The organism is Aminobacter sp. MET-1 (genome assembly GCF_026521175.1).
Lineage (GTDB): Bacteria > Pseudomonadota > Alphaproteobacteria > Rhizobiales > Rhizobiaceae > Aminobacter.
This window is the reverse complement of the sequence record NZ_JAMSHL010000031.1, coordinates 1-17,800: the sequence shown is the minus strand read 5'-3', so window position 1 is coordinate 17,800 and position 17,800 is coordinate 1. Positions and strand designations below refer to the sequence as shown.

The 17,800-nt window shown below is 64.9% G+C and carries 17 protein-coding genes; 9 read left to right on the top strand and 8 right to left on the bottom strand.

Annotated elements, in window-relative coordinates; all coding sequences use genetic code 11:
• Nucleotides 1–4 precede the first annotated feature (4 nt).
• The 5 genes from cysT (at nucleotide 5) to NDO48_RS26950 (ending at nucleotide 4,919) form a co-directional block, all read left to right on the top strand.
• Nucleotides 5–856, top strand: a complete 852-nt coding sequence (gene cysT / locus NDO48_RS26970; protein ID WP_018428671.1) for a sulfate ABC transporter permease subunit CysT — start codon at nucleotides 5–7, stop codon at nucleotides 854–856.
• Nucleotides 849–1,733, top strand: coding sequence for a sulfate ABC transporter permease subunit CysW (cysW, locus tag NDO48_RS26965; RefSeq protein ID WP_018428672.1), 885 nt, complete (start codon nucleotides 849–851; stop codon nucleotides 1,731–1,733). Before cysT ends, cysW begins: the two co-directional genes overlap by 8 nt.
• 13 nt (nucleotides 1,734–1,746) lie before the next feature.
• The gene (locus NDO48_RS26960) at nucleotides 1,747–2,793 is read left to right on the top strand and encodes a sulfate/molybdate ABC transporter ATP-binding protein (RefSeq protein ID WP_018428673.1); all 1,047 of its coding nucleotides are present in this window, start codon (nucleotides 1,747–1,749) and stop codon (nucleotides 2,791–2,793) included.
• Between the two features lie 139 nt (nucleotides 2,794–2,932).
• A complete protein-coding gene (locus tag NDO48_RS26955) occupies nucleotides 2,933–3,667 on the top strand; it encodes a 3-keto-5-aminohexanoate cleavage protein (RefSeq protein WP_267322737.1) in 735 nt (244 codons plus the stop codon).
• Between the two features lie 199 nt (nucleotides 3,668–3,866).
• Nucleotides 3,867–4,919 carry a DUF2806 domain-containing protein gene (locus NDO48_RS26950; RefSeq protein ID WP_267322736.1) on the top strand — a complete coding sequence of 351 codons (1,053 nt, stop codon included), beginning with the start codon at nucleotides 3,867–3,869 and terminating at the stop codon, nucleotides 4,917–4,919.
• A 101-nt stretch (nucleotides 4,920–5,020) separates the two neighbouring features.
• Here NDO48_RS26950 and NDO48_RS26945 read toward each other — a convergent pair whose 3' ends face one another.
• From NDO48_RS26945 to NDO48_RS26930, 4 genes are all read right to left on the bottom strand, one after another.
• Nucleotides 5,021–6,193 carry a Gfo/Idh/MocA family protein gene (locus tag NDO48_RS26945; RefSeq protein ID WP_267322735.1) on the bottom strand — a complete coding sequence of 391 codons (1,173 nt, stop codon included), beginning with the start codon at nucleotides 6,191–6,193 and terminating at the stop codon, nucleotides 5,021–5,023.
• A 79-nt stretch (nucleotides 6,194–6,272) separates the two neighbouring features.
• Complete coding sequence (locus NDO48_RS26940; RefSeq protein ID WP_267322734.1) at nucleotides 6,273–7,331, bottom strand: sugar phosphate isomerase/epimerase family protein; 1,059 nt, start codon at nucleotides 7,329–7,331, stop codon at nucleotides 6,273–6,275.
• 110 nt (nucleotides 7,332–7,441) lie between these two features.
• Nucleotides 7,442–7,693, bottom strand: a complete 252-nt coding sequence (locus NDO48_RS26935) for a DUF2087 domain-containing protein (protein ID WP_018428679.1) — start codon at nucleotides 7,691–7,693, stop codon at nucleotides 7,442–7,444.
• A 3-nt stretch (nucleotides 7,694–7,696) separates the two neighbouring features.
• Nucleotides 7,697–8,989 (bottom strand): amidase, encoded by a 1,293-nt coding sequence (locus NDO48_RS26930; RefSeq protein ID WP_267322733.1) that lies wholly within the window; start codon nucleotides 8,987–8,989, stop codon nucleotides 7,697–7,699.
• 123 nt (nucleotides 8,990–9,112) lie between these two features.
• Between NDO48_RS26930 and NDO48_RS26925 the strand changes: the two genes are divergently transcribed.
• Both NDO48_RS26925 and NDO48_RS26920 read left to right on the top strand, forming a co-directional pair.
• A complete protein-coding gene (locus NDO48_RS26925; RefSeq protein ID WP_267322732.1) occupies nucleotides 9,113–10,219 on the top strand; it encodes an NADH:flavin oxidoreductase/NADH oxidase in 1,107 nt (368 codons plus the stop codon).
• A 102-nt stretch (nucleotides 10,220–10,321) separates the two neighbouring features.
• Nucleotides 10,322–11,380, top strand: coding sequence for a succinylglutamate desuccinylase/aspartoacylase domain-containing protein (locus tag NDO48_RS26920; RefSeq protein ID WP_267322731.1), 1,059 nt, complete (start codon nucleotides 10,322–10,324; stop codon nucleotides 11,378–11,380).
• A gap of 57 nt (nucleotides 11,381–11,437) precedes the next feature.
• Here the strand turns inward: NDO48_RS26920 and NDO48_RS26915 are convergent, their stop codons facing one another.
• Nucleotides 11,438–12,307 carry a LysR family transcriptional regulator gene (locus NDO48_RS26915; RefSeq protein WP_267322730.1) on the bottom strand — a complete coding sequence of 290 codons (870 nt, stop codon included), beginning with the start codon at nucleotides 12,305–12,307 and terminating at the stop codon, nucleotides 11,438–11,440.
• Nucleotides 12,308–12,455: 148 nt separating this feature from the next.
• On the opposite strand from NDO48_RS26915, the gene NDO48_RS26910 reads away from it, so the two are divergent.
• Nucleotides 12,456–12,689 carry a hypothetical protein gene (locus tag NDO48_RS26910; RefSeq protein ID WP_267322729.1) on the top strand — a complete coding sequence of 78 codons (234 nt, stop codon included), beginning with the start codon at nucleotides 12,456–12,458 and terminating at the stop codon, nucleotides 12,687–12,689.
• 97 nt (nucleotides 12,690–12,786) lie between these two features.
• Here NDO48_RS26910 and NDO48_RS26905 read toward each other — a convergent pair whose 3' ends face one another.
• The 3 genes from NDO48_RS26905 to NDO48_RS26895 all read right to left on the bottom strand — a co-directional run bounded on the left by NDO48_RS26905 (nucleotide 12,787) and on the right by NDO48_RS26895 (nucleotide 15,808).
• On the bottom strand, nucleotides 12,787–14,076 hold the full coding sequence (locus NDO48_RS26905) for a metal-dependent hydrolase family protein (RefSeq protein ID WP_267322728.1): 1,290 nt from the start codon (nucleotides 14,074–14,076) through the stop codon (nucleotides 12,787–12,789).
• 306 nt (nucleotides 14,077–14,382) lie between these two features.
• A complete protein-coding gene (locus tag NDO48_RS26900) occupies nucleotides 14,383–15,000 on the bottom strand; it encodes a LysE family translocator (RefSeq protein WP_267322727.1) in 618 nt (205 codons plus the stop codon).
• A 154-nt stretch (nucleotides 15,001–15,154) separates the two neighbouring features.
• On the bottom strand, nucleotides 15,155–15,808 hold the full coding sequence (locus tag NDO48_RS26895; protein WP_018428687.1) for a response regulator: 654 nt from the start codon (nucleotides 15,806–15,808) through the stop codon (nucleotides 15,155–15,157).
• 111 nt (nucleotides 15,809–15,919) lie between these two features.
• Here NDO48_RS26895 and NDO48_RS26890 point away from each other — a divergent pair, with 111 nt between their 5' ends.
• Entirely contained in the window at nucleotides 15,920–17,665 is a 1,746-nt protein-coding gene (locus NDO48_RS26890; RefSeq protein ID WP_267322726.1) for a hybrid sensor histidine kinase/response regulator, read from the top strand.
• Nucleotides 17,666–17,800: the final 135 nt, after the last annotated feature.

The following is a 17,800-nucleotide window of genomic DNA, read 5'->3' as shown; positions in this document are numbered from 1 at the left end:
CATCATGAGTATAGCTCCCGCTCAGGCGGGGTGGCGGTTCAAAAAGCCGAGCGTCATTCCGGGTTTCGGACTGACGCTCGGCTTCACGCTTGCCTACCTCACCCTCATCATTCTCATCCCGCTTGCCGGGCTCGTCTGGCGTTCGGCCTCGCTCGGCTGGACCGATTTCTTCGCCATCGCCACCGACCGCCGCACGCTGAAGGCGCTCGAGATCAGCTTCGGCACAGCCTTCATCGCGGCAGCCATCAACGTCGTCTTCGGCACGCTGGTCGCCTGGGTGCTGGTGCGCTACCGCTTCCCCGGCCGCCGCATCGTCGATGCCATGGTCGACCTGCCCTTTGCCCTGCCGACGGCCGTCGCCGGCATCGCGCTGACCACGCTCTATTCGCCGAAAGGCTGGATGGGCGCCCTGCTGGCGCCGCTCGGCATCAAGGTCGCCTACACCCCGCTCGGCATCATCATCGCACTCGTCTTCATCGGCCTGCCCTTTGTCGTGCGCACCGTGCAGCCGATCATCGAGGAGATCGACAAGGAGGTCGAGGAAGCCGCAGCCACCCTTGGCGCCAATCGCTGGCAGACCATCACCAAGGTGCTGTTTCCGGGACTGGCGCCGGCCGTCACCACTGGCTTCGCCCTGGCCTTCGCGCGTGGCGTCGGCGAATACGGCTCGGTCATCTTCATTGCCGGCAACCTTCCTTACGTGTCGGAAATCGCACCGCTTCTGATCGTCATCCGGCTGGAGGAATACGACTACGCCGCAGCCACCGCGATTGCCGCGATCATGCTGGCGCTGTCGTTTGCCATGCTCTTCGTCATCAATCTCATTCAGGCGTGGACCCGCAAACGCTATGGCTGATCCAGAGCTCTATCCCGCCGACCAGACCCACGAGCATGCCTCGCTGGCCACGAGCGAAAGCCCGTTGGCCCGCTTCCTTGTCATGGCCGTGGCCTTCGCCTTCCTCGGCATCTTCCTGGTGGTGCCGCTGGTGGTGGTGTTCGAACAGGCTTTCGCCAAGGGCATCGGCGCCTTCCTGACTGCTGTCGGCGACCCCGACACGATCTCGGCGATCAGGCTGACGCTGCTGGTCGCCATCATCTCCGTGCCGCTCAACCTCGTCTTCGGCGTCGCCGCCGCCTGGGCCATCGCCAAATTCGAGTTCAAGGGCAAGGCCTTCCTGATCACCCTGATCGACCTGCCGTTTTCGGTCTCGCCCGTCATCTCGGGCCTGGTCTATGTCCTGCTGTTCGGGGCGTCGAGCCTGCTCGGGCCATGGCTCAAGATGCACGGCATCGTCATCCTGTTCGCCGTGCCGGGCATCGTGCTGGCGACGATCTTCGTCACCTTCCCCTTCGTCGCCCGCGAGCTGATCCCGCTGATGCAGGAACAGGGCACCGGCGACGAGGAGGCAGCCCTTTCGCTCGGCGCCAATGGCTGGCAGACCTTCTGGCATGTGACGCTGCCCAACATCAAATGGGGCCTGCTCTACGGCGTGCTTTTGTGCAACGCGCGCGCCATGGGCGAGTTCGGCGCGGTGTCTGTCGTGTCGGGCCACATCAGGGGCCAGACCAACACCATGCCGCTGCATGTCGAGATCCTGTACAACGAATACAATGCCGTCGGCGCCTTTGCCGTCGCGTCCGTGCTCGCCGGCCTCGCGCTGGTGACGCTTGTGCTCAAAACCCTTCTCGAGCTCCGCTACGGCGCCGAGATCGCCGCCTCGCGCGGACACTGACAGAGGCAGATTGATGGAAGTTCGCGTTTCCAATGTGCGCAAGGAATTCGACCGGTTCCCGGCACTTCACGACGTATCGCTCGACATCCGTTCGGGCGAGCTTATTGCCCTTCTGGGGCCGTCCGGCTCCGGCAAGACGACGCTTTTGCGCCTGATCGCCGGCCTGGAACGGCCGACCCGCGGCACGATCTTCTTCGGCGACGAGGACGCCTCGGGCAAGACCATCCAGGAGCGCAATGTCGGCTTCGTGTTCCAGCACTACGCCCTGTTCCGCCACATGACCGTGGCCGACAATATCGGCTTCGGCCTCAAGGTGCGTCCTTCGGCCAAGCGGCCAAGCAAGGCCGATATCCGTGCAAGGGCATCGGAGCTGCTGAACCTTGTGCAGCTCGGCGGCCTGGAAAAGCGCTATCCGGCGCAGCTGTCGGGCGGCCAGCGCCAGCGCGTGGCGCTCGCCCGCGCTATGGCGATCGAGCCGCGCGTGCTTCTGCTCGACGAGCCCTTCGGCGCGCTCGACGCCCAGGTGCGCCGCGAACTGCGCCGCTGGCTGCGCGAGATCCATGACGCCACGGGCCATACGACGATCTTCGTCACCCACGACCAGGAAGAGGCACTCGAACTCGCCGACCGCGTCGTGGTCATGAGCCAGGGCCGCATCGAGCAGGTCGGCACCGCCGACGACGTCTACGACACGCCCAACTCGCCCTTTGTCTACGGCTTCATCGGCGAGTCCAGCTCGCTACCGGTCAAGGTCGAGGACGGACAGGTGTGGATCGCCGACCGGCCGATCGGGCTTTCGGCCCCCGATGTGCCCGATGGCGAGGCGACGCTCTATTTCCGCCCGCACGACATCGATCTGCTCGACGAATGCGGCGGCTGCATTGCCGGCACGGTTGCGGCGAGCCGCCGTGTCGCCGGCACCCGCCGCGTCGAGCTGGAGATCGGCGGCAGCCGCGAGCGCGTCGAGATCGAACTGCCCGTCAACCACCCCGCCGCCCAGAAGAGCCGGGTGACCTTCAGGCCGAAACGCTGGAAGGTGTTTCCCAAGGCAGAAAGCTGAGTGCCGGAGGGGCGGAAAACGCCCCTCGCCCGCGCGCACTGACAGGTGCATGACACCAGTTATCCGATGCGCCAGTTCCTTCACTTGAGACGGCGAGATAGGGTCAAAAACCGGACATGGTCATTTCTGCGGATACGAGGTGAAAGTGACCTTCCTGCAAGTAGCCCTGAACGGCGACCGCCGCCATGAGGCGGTCCCCAAAAGTGCCGAGGCCATCGGCCGCGAAGCCCTCGCCTCGGTTCGAGCAGGCGCCCATTCGGTGCATGTCCACGCCTTCGACGCGGCCGGCCGCGAGACCCTGAACGCGGCCGAATGCGACGCCGTCGTCACCGCGATCAGGGAAAGCTGCCCCGGCGTGCCGATCTCGCTGACCACTTCGGCCACGATTATCGCCGACCCGGCCGCGCGGCTGGCCGCCGTGCGTGGCTGGACGGTGCTGCCCGATCTCGTCACCGCCAACCAGGGCGAGGACGGCATCACCGAACTCTGCCAATGGTTCCTGGCCAGGGGCGTCGGCATCGAAGCCGGGCTGCTGTCACCCGACGATGCCCGCAACTTCGTGGCCTCCCCCATCCGCGCGCACTGCCGGCGCGTGCTGATCGAGCCGCTGAACCCCGATCCCGCAACCGCGCTGCGCGATGCCGAGGAGATGGAGGCGATCGTCCTCGGTGCCGGCATCACCCTGCCGCAGGTGCATCACGGCTATGACGGCTCCTGCTGGGCCGTGAACCGCCGCGCGCTCGCCCGCGGCCACGGCATCAGGACCGGGCTGGAGGACGTGGCAGCCCTGCCGGATGGGGCGGCTGCCAGGAGCAATGGGCAGCTGGTGGAGGCGGCGCGGCGGATGATTGCGGAGGTGAAGGCCGAGCGGTGAGCGCGACGGCAAGCTACGGCATCTCGCCGGACGACTGAGTCGAAGGGCGCCTGCGTGAGCGGGCGGAACATGAGTGTCTGTCAGGGTAGATTAACACCGTAGTCCGTCAACCTAATAAGCTGGAAATTGGAGAAGCGTGGCCATTGAATGGATCGTTATCCCTCCTTTATGATTACTACCTATAACTTGGGGGATGATCTTGGGCGACAGCAATGAAGTTGAGGAAATCGGCGTTTCGACTGAACTGACGCCCAACGGTTTTTCGGCGAAGGTCAAGTCTCGCACAGCGTCGGCCTGGGATCGACTGTGGGGCTCGAAGGTCGAGAAAAGGAGCATCCCAATCGAGGCCGAAAACGCCGAGGCCAAGGCAATTTCAGACGGGAGGGTCAAGATGATCAACGCGCTCAGCGAAATCGGCGTTGAGCGCTTGAAAAGCGACCCTGAGTTCGCAGCTCGTGCTGTGGAAAATATGTTTCCGTCTCTCCTTCGTCGGCAAGACAACAAAGATGCTGTGCTCGAAGTGGCCTTGGAAGATCTGCGACAAAATCCACGTTCTCCCGGGCAGGATTCTAGTGGCAGCGAAACTCTCGATGACTCGTTTCTGAATCGCTTTGAGCGCTATGCAGAAGAGGCGACCGTGGATGTCTTGAGAGCGAAGTGGGGTAAAGTACTTGCCGCCGAAATTAGGGCGCCGGGCACCTTCAACGCTAAGGTGCTCCGCGTCGTAGATGAACTCGACGCTCCAACGGCTTTGCTGTTCGAGCGTTTTTGCCACCATAGACTCCGCGACGTAGTAGTTAAATGCTTGGCTGGGGCGTTGTCATTTGAAGACCAGACACGCCTTGTTTCTTCAGGATTGCTCGTAGACCCCGGTCTTCTGGGGCAGCAGCGAATGTTTGCTGAAACGACTGACAACCGCGGAACGCCGTTGTGGATCATGAACTTCGACATCGCTTTGGTCGCCATTTTACGCGAGACCAGCATCCCGAAGGGTGAACTAACACCGATAGCGAGTGGGGACGGTGTGCCAGGCGTGCCTGTCTATGTCTTGACGGACGTCGGTTATGCAGTCTCATCCATATTGCAAGACCGCCAGGAAATGGCGTTCGCTACTTACTTTGACCAATTGGCCGCATTCTTGGCCCCTGCAGAAGTACGAGAGTACCGAAACAATGGAAATGACCAGGCGGAACTAATTAGAGCGTTGAAAAACGAAGTCTCTTCCTCCGTTTCATCTGACGTGTCGGAGTGAAGAGGTTTTCTTCGCATTTGAATTGATCAAAGGACAAGCCAGACGTAGCGCCAATTGACAGCCACCAGTTGCCGTCATGACGCACCGCGATCCCTACCCCCTCACAACTTCGTCCACGCCGCGTTCTTCTTCGACGAGCGCACGCAGGCCTCGACGAAGGCCACGCCCTCGACCCCGTCCTGCACCGTCGGGTAGATGACGTCCTTGGCCGGCTTGCCGCCCTTCTTGCGGGCGGCGCGGATGGCGCGGGCGGCTTCCTGGTAGATGTTGGCGAAACCTTCGAGGTAGCCTTCGGGGTGGCCTGAGGGCACGCGGGTGACGCGCGCCGCCGCCGGGCCGGCGCCGACGCCGCCGCGGGTGATCAGCTGCTTGGGCTGGCCGAAAGGCGTGTACCAGAGGTAGTTCGGGTCGGCCTGCACCCATTCGAGACCGCCTTTGGAGCCATAGACGCGCAGCTTGAGCCCGTTTTCGTGCCCCGGCGCCACCTGGCTTGCCCAGATCATGCCCTTGGCGCCGCCCTTGAAACGCAGCATGACGTTGACATTGTCGTCGAGCAGCCGGCCCGGCACGAAGGCATCGAGATCGGCCGACAGGCTGTCGAGCTCGAGGCCGGTGACGAAGCGGGCGAGATTATAGGCATGGGTGCCGATATCGCCTGTCGCGCCGCCCACACCCGACTGTTTGGGATCGGCGCGCCAGGACGCCTGCTTCTGGCCGGTCGCGGCAAGGTCCTCGGTCAGCCAGTCCTGCGGGTATTCGGCCTGGACGACCCTGATGTCGCCGAGCTGGCCTTTGGCGACCATCTCGCGCGCCTGCCGGATCATCGGATAGCCGGTGTAATTGTGGGTGAGCACGAAGACCTTGCCGGTCTTTTCGACCAGGGCTGCGAGCTTCTTCGCTTCGGCCAGCGTGGCCGTCAGCGGCTTGTCGCAGATGACGTGGATGCCCGCCTCGAGGAAGGCCTTCGCTGCCGGGAAATGGACGTTGTTGGGCGTGACAATGGCGACCGCCTCGATGCCGTCGGGACGCCTGGCCTCGGCCTTGGCCATCTCGGCATAGGAGGCGTAGCTGCGTTCGGGATCGAGGCCGATCTCGGCGGCCGAAGCCCTGGCGCGCTCAGGATTGGACGACAATGCGCCCGCCACCAGCTGGAAGTCGCCGTCCATGCGGGCAGCGATGCGGTGGACCGCGCCGATGAAGGCGCCCTGCCCGCCGCCGACCATGCCGTAGCGGATCGGACCAGCGCCGTCTCCGGATTTCGATGCACCGACCATGTGTGTCCTCCCTTGATATGTTGGCGCTGCCCCTCATCCCCCTGCCGGGACCTTCTCCCCGTGAACGGGGAGAAGGAGGCTACGCGATCCCCATCATCTTCCTCAGCATCGCCCGATCCGTCGTCCCGCCGGCGAAATCGTCAAATGCCTTGTCGGTGACACGGATGATGTGGCTTTCGATGAACGGCGCGCCTTCGGCGGCGCCGTCCTCCGGATGCTTGAGGCAACATTCCCATTCGAGCACCGCCCAGCTGTCGTAGCCATATTGCGCGAGCCTGGAAAAGATACCGGTGAAATCGACCTGGCCGTCGCCGAGCGAACGGAAGCGACCGGCACGATTGAGCCAGCCCTGGTAGCCGGAGTAAACGCCCTGGCGGCCGGTTGGATTGAACTCGGCATCCTTGACGTGAAACGCCTTGATGCGCTCGTGATAGATGTCGATGAAGGCGAGATAGTCGAGCTGCTGCAGCAGGAAGTGCGACGGGTCGTAGTTGATGTTGCAGCGCTTGTGGCCGCCGACCGCATCGAGGAACATCTCGAAGGTCGCGCCGTCGAAGGCGTCCTCGCCCGGATGCAATTCGAAGCAGAGGTCGACGCCGGCCTCGTTATAGGCGTCGAGAATGGGCGTCCAGCGCTTGCCGAGCTCGGCGAAGGCCTCCTCGATCAGGCCTGCCGGCCGCTGCGGCCAGGGATAGAGATAAGGAAACGCCAGCGCGCCGGTGAAGGACACGCAGGCCGTGAGCCCGAGATTCTGCGACGCCTTGGCGCCGAGCTTCATCTGCTCGACCGCCCATTGCTGGCGCGCCCTGGCATTGCCGTGCACGGCGGCCGGCGCAAATCCGTCGAACTGGGCGTCATAGGCCGGGTGGACCGCGACCAGCTGCCCCTGCAGGTGCGTCGACAGCTCGGTGATCTCGACGCCGGCATCGGCGCAGATGCCCTTGATCTCGTCGCAATAGGTCTTCGACGTCGCCGCCTTGCTCAGATCGAACAAGCGCGCATCCGGCGTCGGGATCTGCACGCCCTTGTAGCCGAGATTTCCGGCCCAGGATGTAATCGATTTCAGCGTGTTGAACGGCGCTGCGTCGCTTGCGAACTGGGCAAGGAAGATCGCGGGCCCCTTCATTGTCGACGGCATGGCAAACTCCTCGTCCGATTCCGGCCTGAAACGTTGTAGAGGCCCAGATGACCACTATTTGCGCCGGCTCCGCAAGAGGCCAGCAGGCGTCAGACCGACCACCAGACCGACTAGCCCCCTGCGCGGCGATAGATGGCGGTGAGAGGGTCGCGCCGGAAGCGGCCGCTCTCGAACAGTTCGCGCCTCAACAAGGCCCAGTCGCCGAAGCTGTGATGGCGCTTGAGGATATCGTTGACCTCGCGCTCGCTGTAGTCGCGGCCCGTCTCGAACTTCGCAGCCAGGAAGTCGAGCACCGCAACGCGATCGGCGGCCTTGGCCGGCCAGCGCGTGACGACGCCGTCGGCAGTGATCAGTGCCGTCATCGCCTACCCCCTCAGCATCTCCTCGACCGCCAGCCCGGCCGACAGCGTCAGACGGTCGTGGCCGTGGCGGCCGACCAGCATCAGGCCGACAGGAAGTGCAGCGCCAGGCACGGGCAGCGACAGCGCGCAGAGATCGAACTGGTTGGCGACCTGGGTGTTGCGCAACAGAAGGCCCTCGATACGGTCGCCATGGCGCTCGTCGGCCAGAATGTCTGATATTGGCTGAGCGACGACCGGCGTTGTCGGCAGGAGCATGAGATCGAGCGACGACAGCCGCTCGTCCATCGCCGCCGCAAGTTCGGCGCGCCGGCGCATGATCCTGATATAGCCGACCGCCGGCACCTGCAGCGCCCGTCCGAGACCGCCGCTGACATGGCGGTCGACCTCGACCCGGGCGCCCGTAGACAGCCAGTCGGCGTGGATCTCGGCGCCCTCGATTGCCGCGATGGAGGCAGTGCGCGTCGCCTCGCGCATCGATATCAGCAGGTCGTCGATGGCGATTTCCTCAACGCGGGCGCCTGATGCGGCAAGGCGCTTCAGAGCCTGCTCGAAGGCGGCGGTGACGGTCGGGTCGCAATACTCCATCAGCCGGCCGCGCGGCACGCCGATGCGCAGGCCAGACAGCGACAGCGGCGCGAGCGCGGAAAACTCCTTGCCGGCCATGATCGCATCGGTGGCGATGCAGGCCTCGACCGACCTTGCCAGCGGACCGAGCGAATCGAGCGACGGCGACAGCGGGAAGGCGCCATCGAGCGGCACGCGCCGCGCCGTAGGCTTGAAACCGACGATGCCGTTGAGGGCTGCCGGAATGCGCACCGAGCCGCCGGTGTCGGAGCCGATGGAAATGTCTGATGTGCCTTCGGCCGCCGACACGCCCGCGCCCGACGAGGAGCCACCGGGGATCAGCGCCGGATCGGCGGCATTGCCCGGCGTGCCGTAATGCGGGTTGATGCCGAGCGCGGTGAAGGCGAATTCGGTCATGTGGGTCTTGCCGATGATGACGGCCCCTGCCCGCCTCAGGCGCCGCACAACGAGCGCGTCGGCCTGGGCGGGTGCTGCCTCGCGGCGCATCAGCGAGCCGGCCAATGTCGGCTCGCCCGCGACATCGAGCAGATCCTTGATCGAGACGATGGCGCCGTCGAGCGGGCCGAGCGTCACCCCTGCCCTGGCCCGCGCATCGGCTGCGTCGGCGGCGTCGCGCGCCGCTTCGACATAGAGCTTCATGAACACGCGCTCTTGCCCGGCGCGGACAAAAAGTCGCCCAAAAATCTCTTCGAGCCGGTGTCGCGTCGTCATTCAGTCACCCGTTGCTGGCAAGCCATGTTCGCCGCGACTGATAACACGCGCTGGCCCTATGCAAATATGGTTGTCGGAAATCGCGAAGGCCGTACATTCGCAGTGACCGATATCGGAGCCGCCATGACCGCCCATCTTTTTTCGCCGATCAAGCTCGGCACGCTCGAATTCCCCAACCGCATCGCCGTCGCCCCGATGTGTCAATATTCGGCCGACGACGGCTCGGCGACCGACTGGCACCTGCAGCACTGGATGAACCTTGCAATGTCCGGCGCCGGCATGATCACCGTCGAGATGACCGACGTCGAGCGCCGCGGCCGCATCAGCCATGGCTGCATGGGGCTCTATTCCGATGCCAACGAGGCGGCGGCAAGGCGCGCGCTGGACGCGGCCAGACGGGTGGCGACACCCGATGCCAAGTTCGGCGTGCAGCTGGCCCATGCCGGCCGCAAGGCCTCCAATCACCGCCCGTGGGACGGCTCCGGCCCGCTCAAGCTGGAAGAAGATGCATGGCCGGTGGTGTCGAGCTCGGCGCTCGCTTATGCCGACGGCTGGCAGGTGCCGCACGCGCTGACAGAGGAAGAAATCGAGCAGACAATCGGCCATTTCGTCGACGCGGCGAAACGCGCCGAGCGCGCCGGCTTCGACTTCATCGAGCTGCATTCGGCGCATGGCTATCTGCTGCACCAGTTCCTGTCGCCGCTGTCCAATCACCGCACCGACCAATGGGGCGGTTCGCTCGAAAACCGCATGCGTTTTGCCACCGAAATCGCCCGCCGCGTGGTCGCGGCCGTGCCGAAGCTGATGGTCGGCGCGCGCATGTCGCTGACCGACTGGGTCGACGGCGGCTTCACGCTCGAGGAGGCGATCGAAGTGGCGAAGGCCTATGGCAAGGCTGGTATCGCCTATATCTGCTGCTCGTCAGGCGGCAACTCACCACATCAGAGCCTGCGCACCGGCCCCGGCTACCAGGTGCATCTCGCCGAGGCGGTGAAACAGGCGACAGGCATCCCCGTGCGGGCGGTCGGCATGATCGACCAGCCTGCCCAGGCCGACGCCATCATCCGCGAAGGCCGTGCCGACATGGTCGCGCTTGGCCGTGCGCTGCTTGCCGACCCGCGCTGGCCCTGGCGCGCCGCAGCAACGCTGGGCCACGAGTTCCACGCTGCCCCGCAGCTGGCGCGCTCGGCGGCCTTGATGAAGCAATGGGGTGCGGCGGCCGCGTCCTGACCTGCCCGGGCTCTGGCGTGGCGGACGCCTCCTGCTGGATCAGGACGACATCCGCTCCAGACTGTTCTATCCCTCGCATCGGAAGATTCGGGGGAACAAAAAATGCAGAAAAGCGTCGAGACGATCAGGGGCGACCGCGACGGCATCGCTTATGAATTTGCGGTGCTGCGCCTCGCCGGGTCCGAGCCGGACGCCCCTTCGGCCTATATCCAGGCTGCCCTTCATGGCGACGAGTTGCCGGGCGTGGTCGCCATCGACGCGCTGATGCCGCGCCTGCGCCAGGCGGAAGCCGAAGGCCGCATTCGCGGCAACCTGACCATCGTGCCGCGCGCCAATCCCATCGGCGGCACCCAGCAATTGTTCCATGGCGCGCAGGGCCGCTTCGACCTGGGCACCCGCGTCAACTATAACAGAGACTTCCCGCTGCTCGACCGGCCCGACACGTCGCTGCTAGCAGGCGACGACGTGCCAATGACGGCCGACAAGCGCCTCAAGGCGCGGCTGCTGAAGCTGTCGGTCGGCCACGAGATCGTGCTCGACCTGCACTGCGACGACGAAGGTGTCGCCTATCTCTACGTGCCCGACGAGCTGTGGCCGGCGATGTCGGATTGCGCTTCGGCCATGGGCGTCGACGCCGTCATCCTGTGGGGCGGCCAGTCGGGCGCCTCCTTCGACGAAGCATCGCTGCATCCCTGGCTGAAGCTGCCGCGCAAGGAAGCCAAGCTCGAGACCCGCGTCGTCACCACGGTCGAATATCGCGGCACCTCCGACGTCCATACAGGCATTGCCGAATACGACGCCGAGGGCATCTACCGCCTGCTGGTGGCGCGCGGCGTCGTTGCCGATGCGGCTCTCGCAGCACCCCAACCCTTCACTGGCGTGGTCGCGCCCATCGACCATATCGAGATGGTGCCGGCCCCCTGCTCCGGCGCCATCCTCTACGACGTCAAGCCCGGCGACCGGGTCAAGTCAGGCGACAGGCTGGCAACCATCGTGCGCGCTCCCGGCGAGGACGGCGGCCGCGTCGAAGTCTTCGCGCCCCAGGAGGGCTACATCCTCACCCGCCGCTCCCACCGCTTCACCGGCGCCGGCGACGACCTCGTCAAGCTGGTCGGAACGGCGCCGAGCAAGGACGCCCGGTCGGGCGCGCTGGAGGCGTAGGCGAAGAGCCGGAAGCCCCGGCGCCCCACTCATGATCTGAGCTCATCATTCCCGGCGCTATCGCGACGCCGCGCGCAGCCATCGGGTCAGGCTCGTGAGCGCCGGCTCCTGGCTGCGGCTGAACTTGATGGACAGGTAGTAGCTCAGCCCTGTCGGCATCGGCTCGCCTGGCAGCCTTTGCAAGGCGCCTTCGGCAATGCCGCGCTCGCCGAGGAAGTCGGGAACAAGGGCAGCGCCGATGCCGACACGGGCCATGTCGAACGCCAGCTGATAATGCGTGCACAGCTTCCAGCTTTCCTTCTGGAATGTCGAAAGCTCGAGGCTGTTCTGGCGGCAGAAGTCGATCCAATCGGCCCCCACCGAAGACGGCGACACCTCAGTGGTGATCAACGGGCACGGCCACTCCCCGATGTTGGGCGACGCGACCGCGATCAGCTGCTCGCGCCTGAGCAGGATGCTCCTGTATCCCCGTTGCGACGGCGTGCAGGTGATGAAAGCGTCGGCGAGCCTGTCGCTCAGCTCGTCCTCGTCGGTGACCGTGATGAGCTGCAGATCGATGTCGGGGTGCCGGGCGAAAAACGCCGGCAGCCGCTCGATGAGCCAGCCGCTGGCAAAGGAGCCATAGACGGCAAGGCGTACCGTTCCACTGGCCGCTCCAACCACCTGCGCGGCCGAGCTTTCGATGAGGTCGAATGCGCGGTCGAGCTCCGATGCGAGGCGACGCCCGGTTTGCGTCAAGACGAGGCCGCGTCCCTGCCGCTCCACCAGCCGCTCTCCGAGCTCCTCGCTCAGCCGCCGGATCTGGTGGCTGACCGCGCTCTGCGTCACGCCAAGTTCCTGGGCCGCATGGGAAACGGAAAGATGCCGCGCCACGGCTTCGAAAGATTGAAGCGCCCGCATCTGGGGCATCGATCGCTTTTTCGTCATGACATATGAATTCCACTCAAGTGAGCTGACTGGAATTCATTATGTTCATCTGTGTCAACGCCTTAGATCATTGTCCCACGGTCGATCGGCTTGCCCGGGAGACACAGCGATCCGACTTCGCATCTGTTGCTGGACTGGAATTCGTGAAATGACGCCCCCTGACACGCCGATGACCAAGCACTTGCGCATCAACAGCCCGACCCTGGAGCCGCAGGACGTGGAGTATCTGGCTGAGTGCCAGTTCGCCATCGAGCCTTCCCTGGCCAAGCTTCTCAGCGTAGCCGAGCTGGCGGGATGGGACCGGACCCACGTCGTGCTGGCGGCGTTTTCGCTTTGCGCGGAATTCGCCGGACAGCCCCAGTATCCGCACACGAAGCAATGACCTGCCTTTTGAGACAGGCTGTCGCTTGAGGCCACGGGCCAGACGCAGCCCGCCCGCACAGCCCGTCAGACGAGCCGCCCTATGTGTCCCGACGCGCTCAGTTCGGCATGGTGTCCTTGTAGACGCGGCCGTCCTTCATGATGACCAGGAAATTCTTCTCGGGATCGGCGACCAGCTCGAGGTTCTCGAGCGGATTGCCGTCGACCAGCAACAGGTCGGCCAGCGCGCCCTCCTCGACCACGCCCAGCTTGCCCGGATAGGGATTGCGCTTGCCCGACAGCTTCAGCAGCTCGGCATTGGTGCTGGTCGCCATCGCGAGCGCTTCGGCGGGCGTGTACCAGCGGATGAGCGAAGCCAGGATCGCGCCCTGCTGCCGCGCCAGTTCGCGGGAAAACAGCACGTCCGTCCCCCATGCCGTCTTGATCTTGTATTTCTTTGCCAGTTCGTAGGTCCTGGCGATGCCCGGCCACACCTCGTCGGCCTTGGCGCGCTCGACAGTGCCCTCCCGGAACCCCTGCCTCAACATCTCCGGAAGCGGCTGCAAGCTCAGCCAGATGTCCTTCTCGGCGATCAGCCTGGCGGTGTCCTCGTCCATGAGGAAGCCGTGTTCGATGCATTTCACCCCGGCCGCGATCGCCTTGTTGATCGAATCCGTCGTGAAGGCATGCGCAATCACATAGGTGCCCCAGTTGTCGGCGATCTCGACCGCGGCCCGCAATTCGGCCTCGGTGAAGGTGGTGACGTCGAGCGGACTGAAGGGCGACGACACCCCGCCGCCGGCGGTTATCTTGATATGGGCGGCACCCTGCATGAACTGCTCGCGGGCGCGCAGACGCACCTCGTCGGGGCTATCAACGACAATGCTGCCGCCATTCCGCTCCATGGGTGTGAACGGGCCGCCGATCTGCCGCGGCAGGTCGCTGAACTGCCGGAAATCGCCATGGCCGCTGGTGACCGTGATCATGGCGCCGGACGGGTAGATGCGCGGTCCCACGACGATCCCGTTGTCTATGGCGCGCTTGAGCCCGAACACCGGCCCGCCCACATCGCGAACGGTGGTGAAGCCGCGCATCAGCGTGTGCGTCGCCTCGTCGCCGGCAGCGAGATTGGCGAAGCCGACATCGCCCATCGCTTCCGCAGGCGTCGATGCGATCAGCATCGCGTGCCAATGCGCGTCGATCAGGCCCGGCATCAACACGCGCCCGCCGCCCGCTATGACCTCGGCGCCCGCAGGCTCGATGACCGCGGTCGAGATGCGCTCGATGACATTGCCCTTCACCAGCACATTCGAAGCGGCCGAGAGCGCGCTCGCCTTGCCGTCGAAGATCCGGACGTTTTCGAACAGGATCGCGCCGCTCGGGGCGGGCAGCGGCTCGCTCTCCGCCATGACCACCTCCGCGCCCGGGTCATGCGCTCGGCTTGTCCCGCCGAGACCGGCAAGGAAAACAGGTACGAGCAAAAGAACGCTCGAAAGGCAGCTTCGTATGCCCGTCATCTGAAAGTCCCCCCAGGCGGATTGTGGCTATCTGCAACTGCAATCTTGCCGTGAGAGTGGCACGCCGGGGGCGAACTATCCAGCCGCGATGATGGCGGACGCCAACGATGCCGGGGCCTGGCCTTGGACGCCGCAACACTGGCTCGGCAGGCCGCCCGCACCTGACATCAAACGTCAAGCGGCGGGCCGCAAGCCACATCACTGATGCTGGCTGGCCAGAACCACGCCAAGGCCGATCAGGATCGAGCCGCAGGCCTTGGGGATCATCCACTCGGTCCTTGAGCTGCTGATCCGGCCAAGCGCCAGGGAAGCGATGCCCACCGCCGCCACGTCGGCGAACGAAAACACCAGATTGACGATCATGCCGAGGATCATGAACTGCAGCCACAATGGCATGGCCGCGGCCGGATCGACGAATTGCGGCAGGAACGTCAGGAAGAACAGTGCCGTCTTCGGGTTGAGCACCTCGACCACGATGCTATCGCGCAACGTGCTCGACCCGGCGTCGTTTTTGTCGCCGCAGGTCTTGTTCCAGCCGAGGAACATGGTGAGCCCGAGCCACACCAGATAGGCAGCGCCCATGAGCCTGAACGCCTCGTAGACGACAGGCGCATGGGTGACGAGCGAAGCAAGACCGACGGTCGCCGCTGCAATGTGCACATAACAGCCGAGATGAATGCCGAGTGCCGCCATCAGGCCGGCCTGGCGTCCATGCGCCAGGGTCTGCGCCGTCATGTAAAGGATCGCCGGTCCCGGCATGCAGGCAAAGACAAGCGTTGCGAGAGCAAACGGAACCAAGAGTTCCAGCGACAGCATGACGGCTCCTCCCCGTGCGATCAGGTCGCGGGGAGGAATAGGCGCGGCGCTTGCGCGGAAACATACGGCAGGTGTCGTATTTAGTTCGCGGGCGCTTTCGCCCAGCTTGGGGATGGTTAAGGCATTGCAAAGGGGCGGCTGCGGGCGCTGCCGGTCAGCCGGCGGGCAGTCCCAGGCGAACCGCATAGGTGGTGAGTTCGGCGACGCTATGGAGATCGAGTTTGCGCATCAGGTTTTCCCGGTGCTTGCGGGCAGTCAGCGGGCTGATGCCCAGCCGCTCCGCCACCTCGCGCGCCGTCATGCCCTGCGCCACGAGCGCGAGGATCTGGTGCTCGCGACGGGTGAGCGGGATCGGCGAGACGACGTCCTGCACGGGTGCTGCGCTGCGGTTCGGTTCGCTGAAAGCAAAACGCACGGTTTGCGCCAGATAGGTTGCGCCCTTCTTCACCGCCTCGACGGCCGCGATCAGTTCCTCGGGATCGCCGTCCTTGGTCAGATAGGCGCTGGCGCCCGCCTCGATCGCCGCGCGCACCGTCCGTGGCTCGATATTTGCGGTCAGCACCAGGATCTTCAGGCGCGGCGCCAGCTCCCTGATGTCGGAGATGAACTGGATGCCGGCAACGCCGGGCATGCCGAGATCGAGGATCAGAAGGTCAGCGCGCGTGTCGCGGACATGCCGCAAAAGGGCCTCGCCATCGGCCGCTTCGGCGACGATTGTGATGTTGTCCACCGCCGAAAACAGCAGCTTCAGGCCCTCGCGGACAATGGCATGATCGTCGGCGAGGATGGCGGTGAGCGGGCGATTCATGGCGCGATCATAGCAGGCTTGCCTGCCCGGTCGCCAACCAGTCTGAAACAAGTTGTCGATAGATCATCGCGTTATGCTGCCGCAGCGCATGCAGAATATTAGGAAAACAGCATGCAGCAAGACAAGATAAGTCGCGAGCTCATCGAGCTTCTGTATCGCAATTCCTATGGCGTGGTCATTTCCAATATCGTCATCTCGATGGCGGCGATCTATGTGCTCAGCAGCGCGGTTTCCACCACCTGGCTCGCCGCATGGCTGAGCGCGCTGTACCTGCTCACCGCCACGCGCGTCTTTGCATCGCGCCAGTTCGTCCGCCGCAGGACGGATTCCGGATCGCTCATGCCCTGGGCCTGGCTGGCGGCGGGCTTTTCGTGGGTGTCGGGGCTGTTATGGGGCGCGCTCGGCTGGGCCGGCTTCCTGCCCGAGGAGCCGGTCGTTCTGTCCTTCACCGTCATCGTTCTGACCGGTCTCGTCTGCGGCACCGTGCCGTCGCTCTCGGCGTTTCCGCCCGCACTCATCGGCTCGATCCTTGCCACCGTCATTCCGGTGGCGCTGCGCTGCATCACCTCAGGAAGCGATTTTTCGGGCGCCTTCCTGTTCCTGTTGACCTCGCTGGTCGCCATCAATTTCTACTATTGCCGCATCACCTATCGCATGCTGCGCGAAACCATCAGCCTGCGCCTGCAGAACGACGATCTGGTCGTGCATCTGGAAGAAGAGCGCGACCGGGCGCAGACGGCCGACCATGCGAAAACGCGCTTCCTCGCCGCCGCCAGCCATGACCTGCGCCAGCCGATCCATGCGCTCAGCCTGCTGGTCTCGACCCTTGCGGTGCTGGGTCAGCGCGGCGACGTGCCGGCGGGCAACGCCCGCGACCTGGCAGGCCGGGCGAAATCGGTGGTCGGCAATCTCAGCGGGCTGCTCAACGCGCTGCTCGATATCTCCAGGCTCGACGCCGGCATCGTTACCGTCGCCAACGAGACCGTGTCGCTGCGCGAGATGTTTCGCGATCTCCACAGTGAATTCGCCGGAGAGGCAAGGCAGCGCGGCCTGGAATGGCGCGTCATCGACACGAGCCTGCGGGTCGAAAGCGATCCGATGATGCTGAGGCGCATCCTCAACAACCTTTTGTCGAACGCCTTTCGCTACACCACCAGTGGCCGCGTGCTGCTCGGCTGCCGCAGGCGGGGCGACAAGGTCGAGATCGAGGTGCTGGACACCGGTCCCGGAATTCCCGGGGACCAGCAGGGCATGGTCTTCGAGGAGTTCGTGCAGTTGCAGAACCCGGCGCGCGACAGGACGCAAGGGCTGGGACTGGGGCTCGCCATCGTCCGCCGCACCGCTGGACTGCTGAAGCATCCGCTCAGGCTGGTTTCGAAGCCAGGCAAAGGCTCGATGTTCTCGGTCACGGTACCGATGGTGCGCACGGCGATGACACCCCGGCCCCTGGAAAGGCCGGCGTCCGCCGCCGTCGCTGCCGGCCTCATGATCGTCGAGGACGAAGGAGACATTCTCGACGCCATGGTGCAACTGCTGACGCTGGAGGGACACAAGGTCTATCCCGGCCGTTCGGCCGCGGAGGCCCTGGCCGCCCATGCCAGGGCATCGACTGCCGGCCACGCCCCGGTCGACCTCGTCGTCGCCGACTACCGTCTCGCCGACGGCGTCACCGGGTTCCAGGCGATCCAGGCGATCCGCGCCCGTCTGGGACGCGCAGTCCCCGCCGTCATCGTCACCGGCGACACCTCGCCGGAACGGCTGAAGGAGGTGACGTCAAGCGGCGCCCGCATCCTGCACAAGCCCATTTCAGGCGAGGATCTCAGGGACGCGATCGAGGCGGCATGTCGACGGCGCTAGAGGCTGTGCCGCGTGCCATCAGGACGCGCGGCACGGAGCCAATCAGCCATAGACCAGCTTGTCCTGCCGTGCCCTGAGCTCGGCGATCTTCGAGTTTGGCGCAACCGCGGCATTGGCCGTGGTGATCAGCTCACC

What these genes read in the sequence shown, in the direction of transcription:
- NDO48_RS26915 (WP_267322730.1), bottom strand. Translation starts at nt 12,307, where the DNA reads ATGACGAAAAAGCGATCGATGCCCCAGATGCGGGCGCTTCAATCTTTC.
- NDO48_RS26895 (WP_018428687.1), bottom strand. Translation starts at nt 15,808, where the DNA reads ATGAATCGCCCGCTCACCGCCATCCTCGCCGACGATCATGCCATTGTC.
- NDO48_RS26935 (WP_018428679.1), bottom strand. Translation starts at nt 7,693, where the DNA reads ATGACGGCACTGATCACTGCCGACGGCGTCGTCACGCGCTGGCCGGCC.
- NDO48_RS26930 (WP_267322733.1), bottom strand. Translation starts at nt 8,989, where the DNA reads ATGACGACGCGACACCGGCTCGAAGAGATTTTTGGGCGACTTTTTGTC.
- NDO48_RS26910 (WP_267322729.1), top strand. Translation starts at nt 12,456, where the DNA reads ATGACGCCCCCTGACACGCCGATGACCAAGCACTTGCGCATCAACAGC.
- cysT (WP_018428671.1), top strand. Translation starts at nt 5, where the DNA reads ATGAGTATAGCTCCCGCTCAGGCGGGGTGGCGGTTCAAAAAGCCGAGC.
- NDO48_RS26960 (WP_018428673.1), top strand. Translation starts at nt 1,747, where the DNA reads ATGGAAGTTCGCGTTTCCAATGTGCGCAAGGAATTCGACCGGTTCCCG.
- NDO48_RS26945 (WP_267322735.1), bottom strand. Translation starts at nt 6,193, where the DNA reads ATGGTCGGTGCATCGAAATCCGGAGACGGCGCTGGTCCGATCCGCTAC.
- NDO48_RS26900 (WP_267322727.1), bottom strand. Translation starts at nt 15,000, where the DNA reads ATGCTGTCGCTGGAACTCTTGGTTCCGTTTGCTCTCGCAACGCTTGTC.
- NDO48_RS26890 (WP_267322726.1), top strand. Translation starts at nt 15,920, where the DNA reads ATGCAGCAAGACAAGATAAGTCGCGAGCTCATCGAGCTTCTGTATCGC.
- NDO48_RS26940 (WP_267322734.1), bottom strand. Translation starts at nt 7,331, where the DNA reads ATGCCGTCGACAATGAAGGGGCCCGCGATCTTCCTTGCCCAGTTCGCA.
- NDO48_RS26925 (WP_267322732.1), top strand. Translation starts at nt 9,113, where the DNA reads ATGACCGCCCATCTTTTTTCGCCGATCAAGCTCGGCACGCTCGAATTC.
- cysW (WP_018428672.1), top strand. Translation starts at nt 849, where the DNA reads ATGGCTGATCCAGAGCTCTATCCCGCCGACCAGACCCACGAGCATGCC.
- NDO48_RS26905 (WP_267322728.1), bottom strand. Translation starts at nt 14,076, where the DNA reads ATGGCGGAGAGCGAGCCGCTGCCCGCCCCGAGCGGCGCGATCCTGTTC.
- NDO48_RS26920 (WP_267322731.1), top strand. Translation starts at nt 10,322, where the DNA reads ATGCAGAAAAGCGTCGAGACGATCAGGGGCGACCGCGACGGCATCGCT.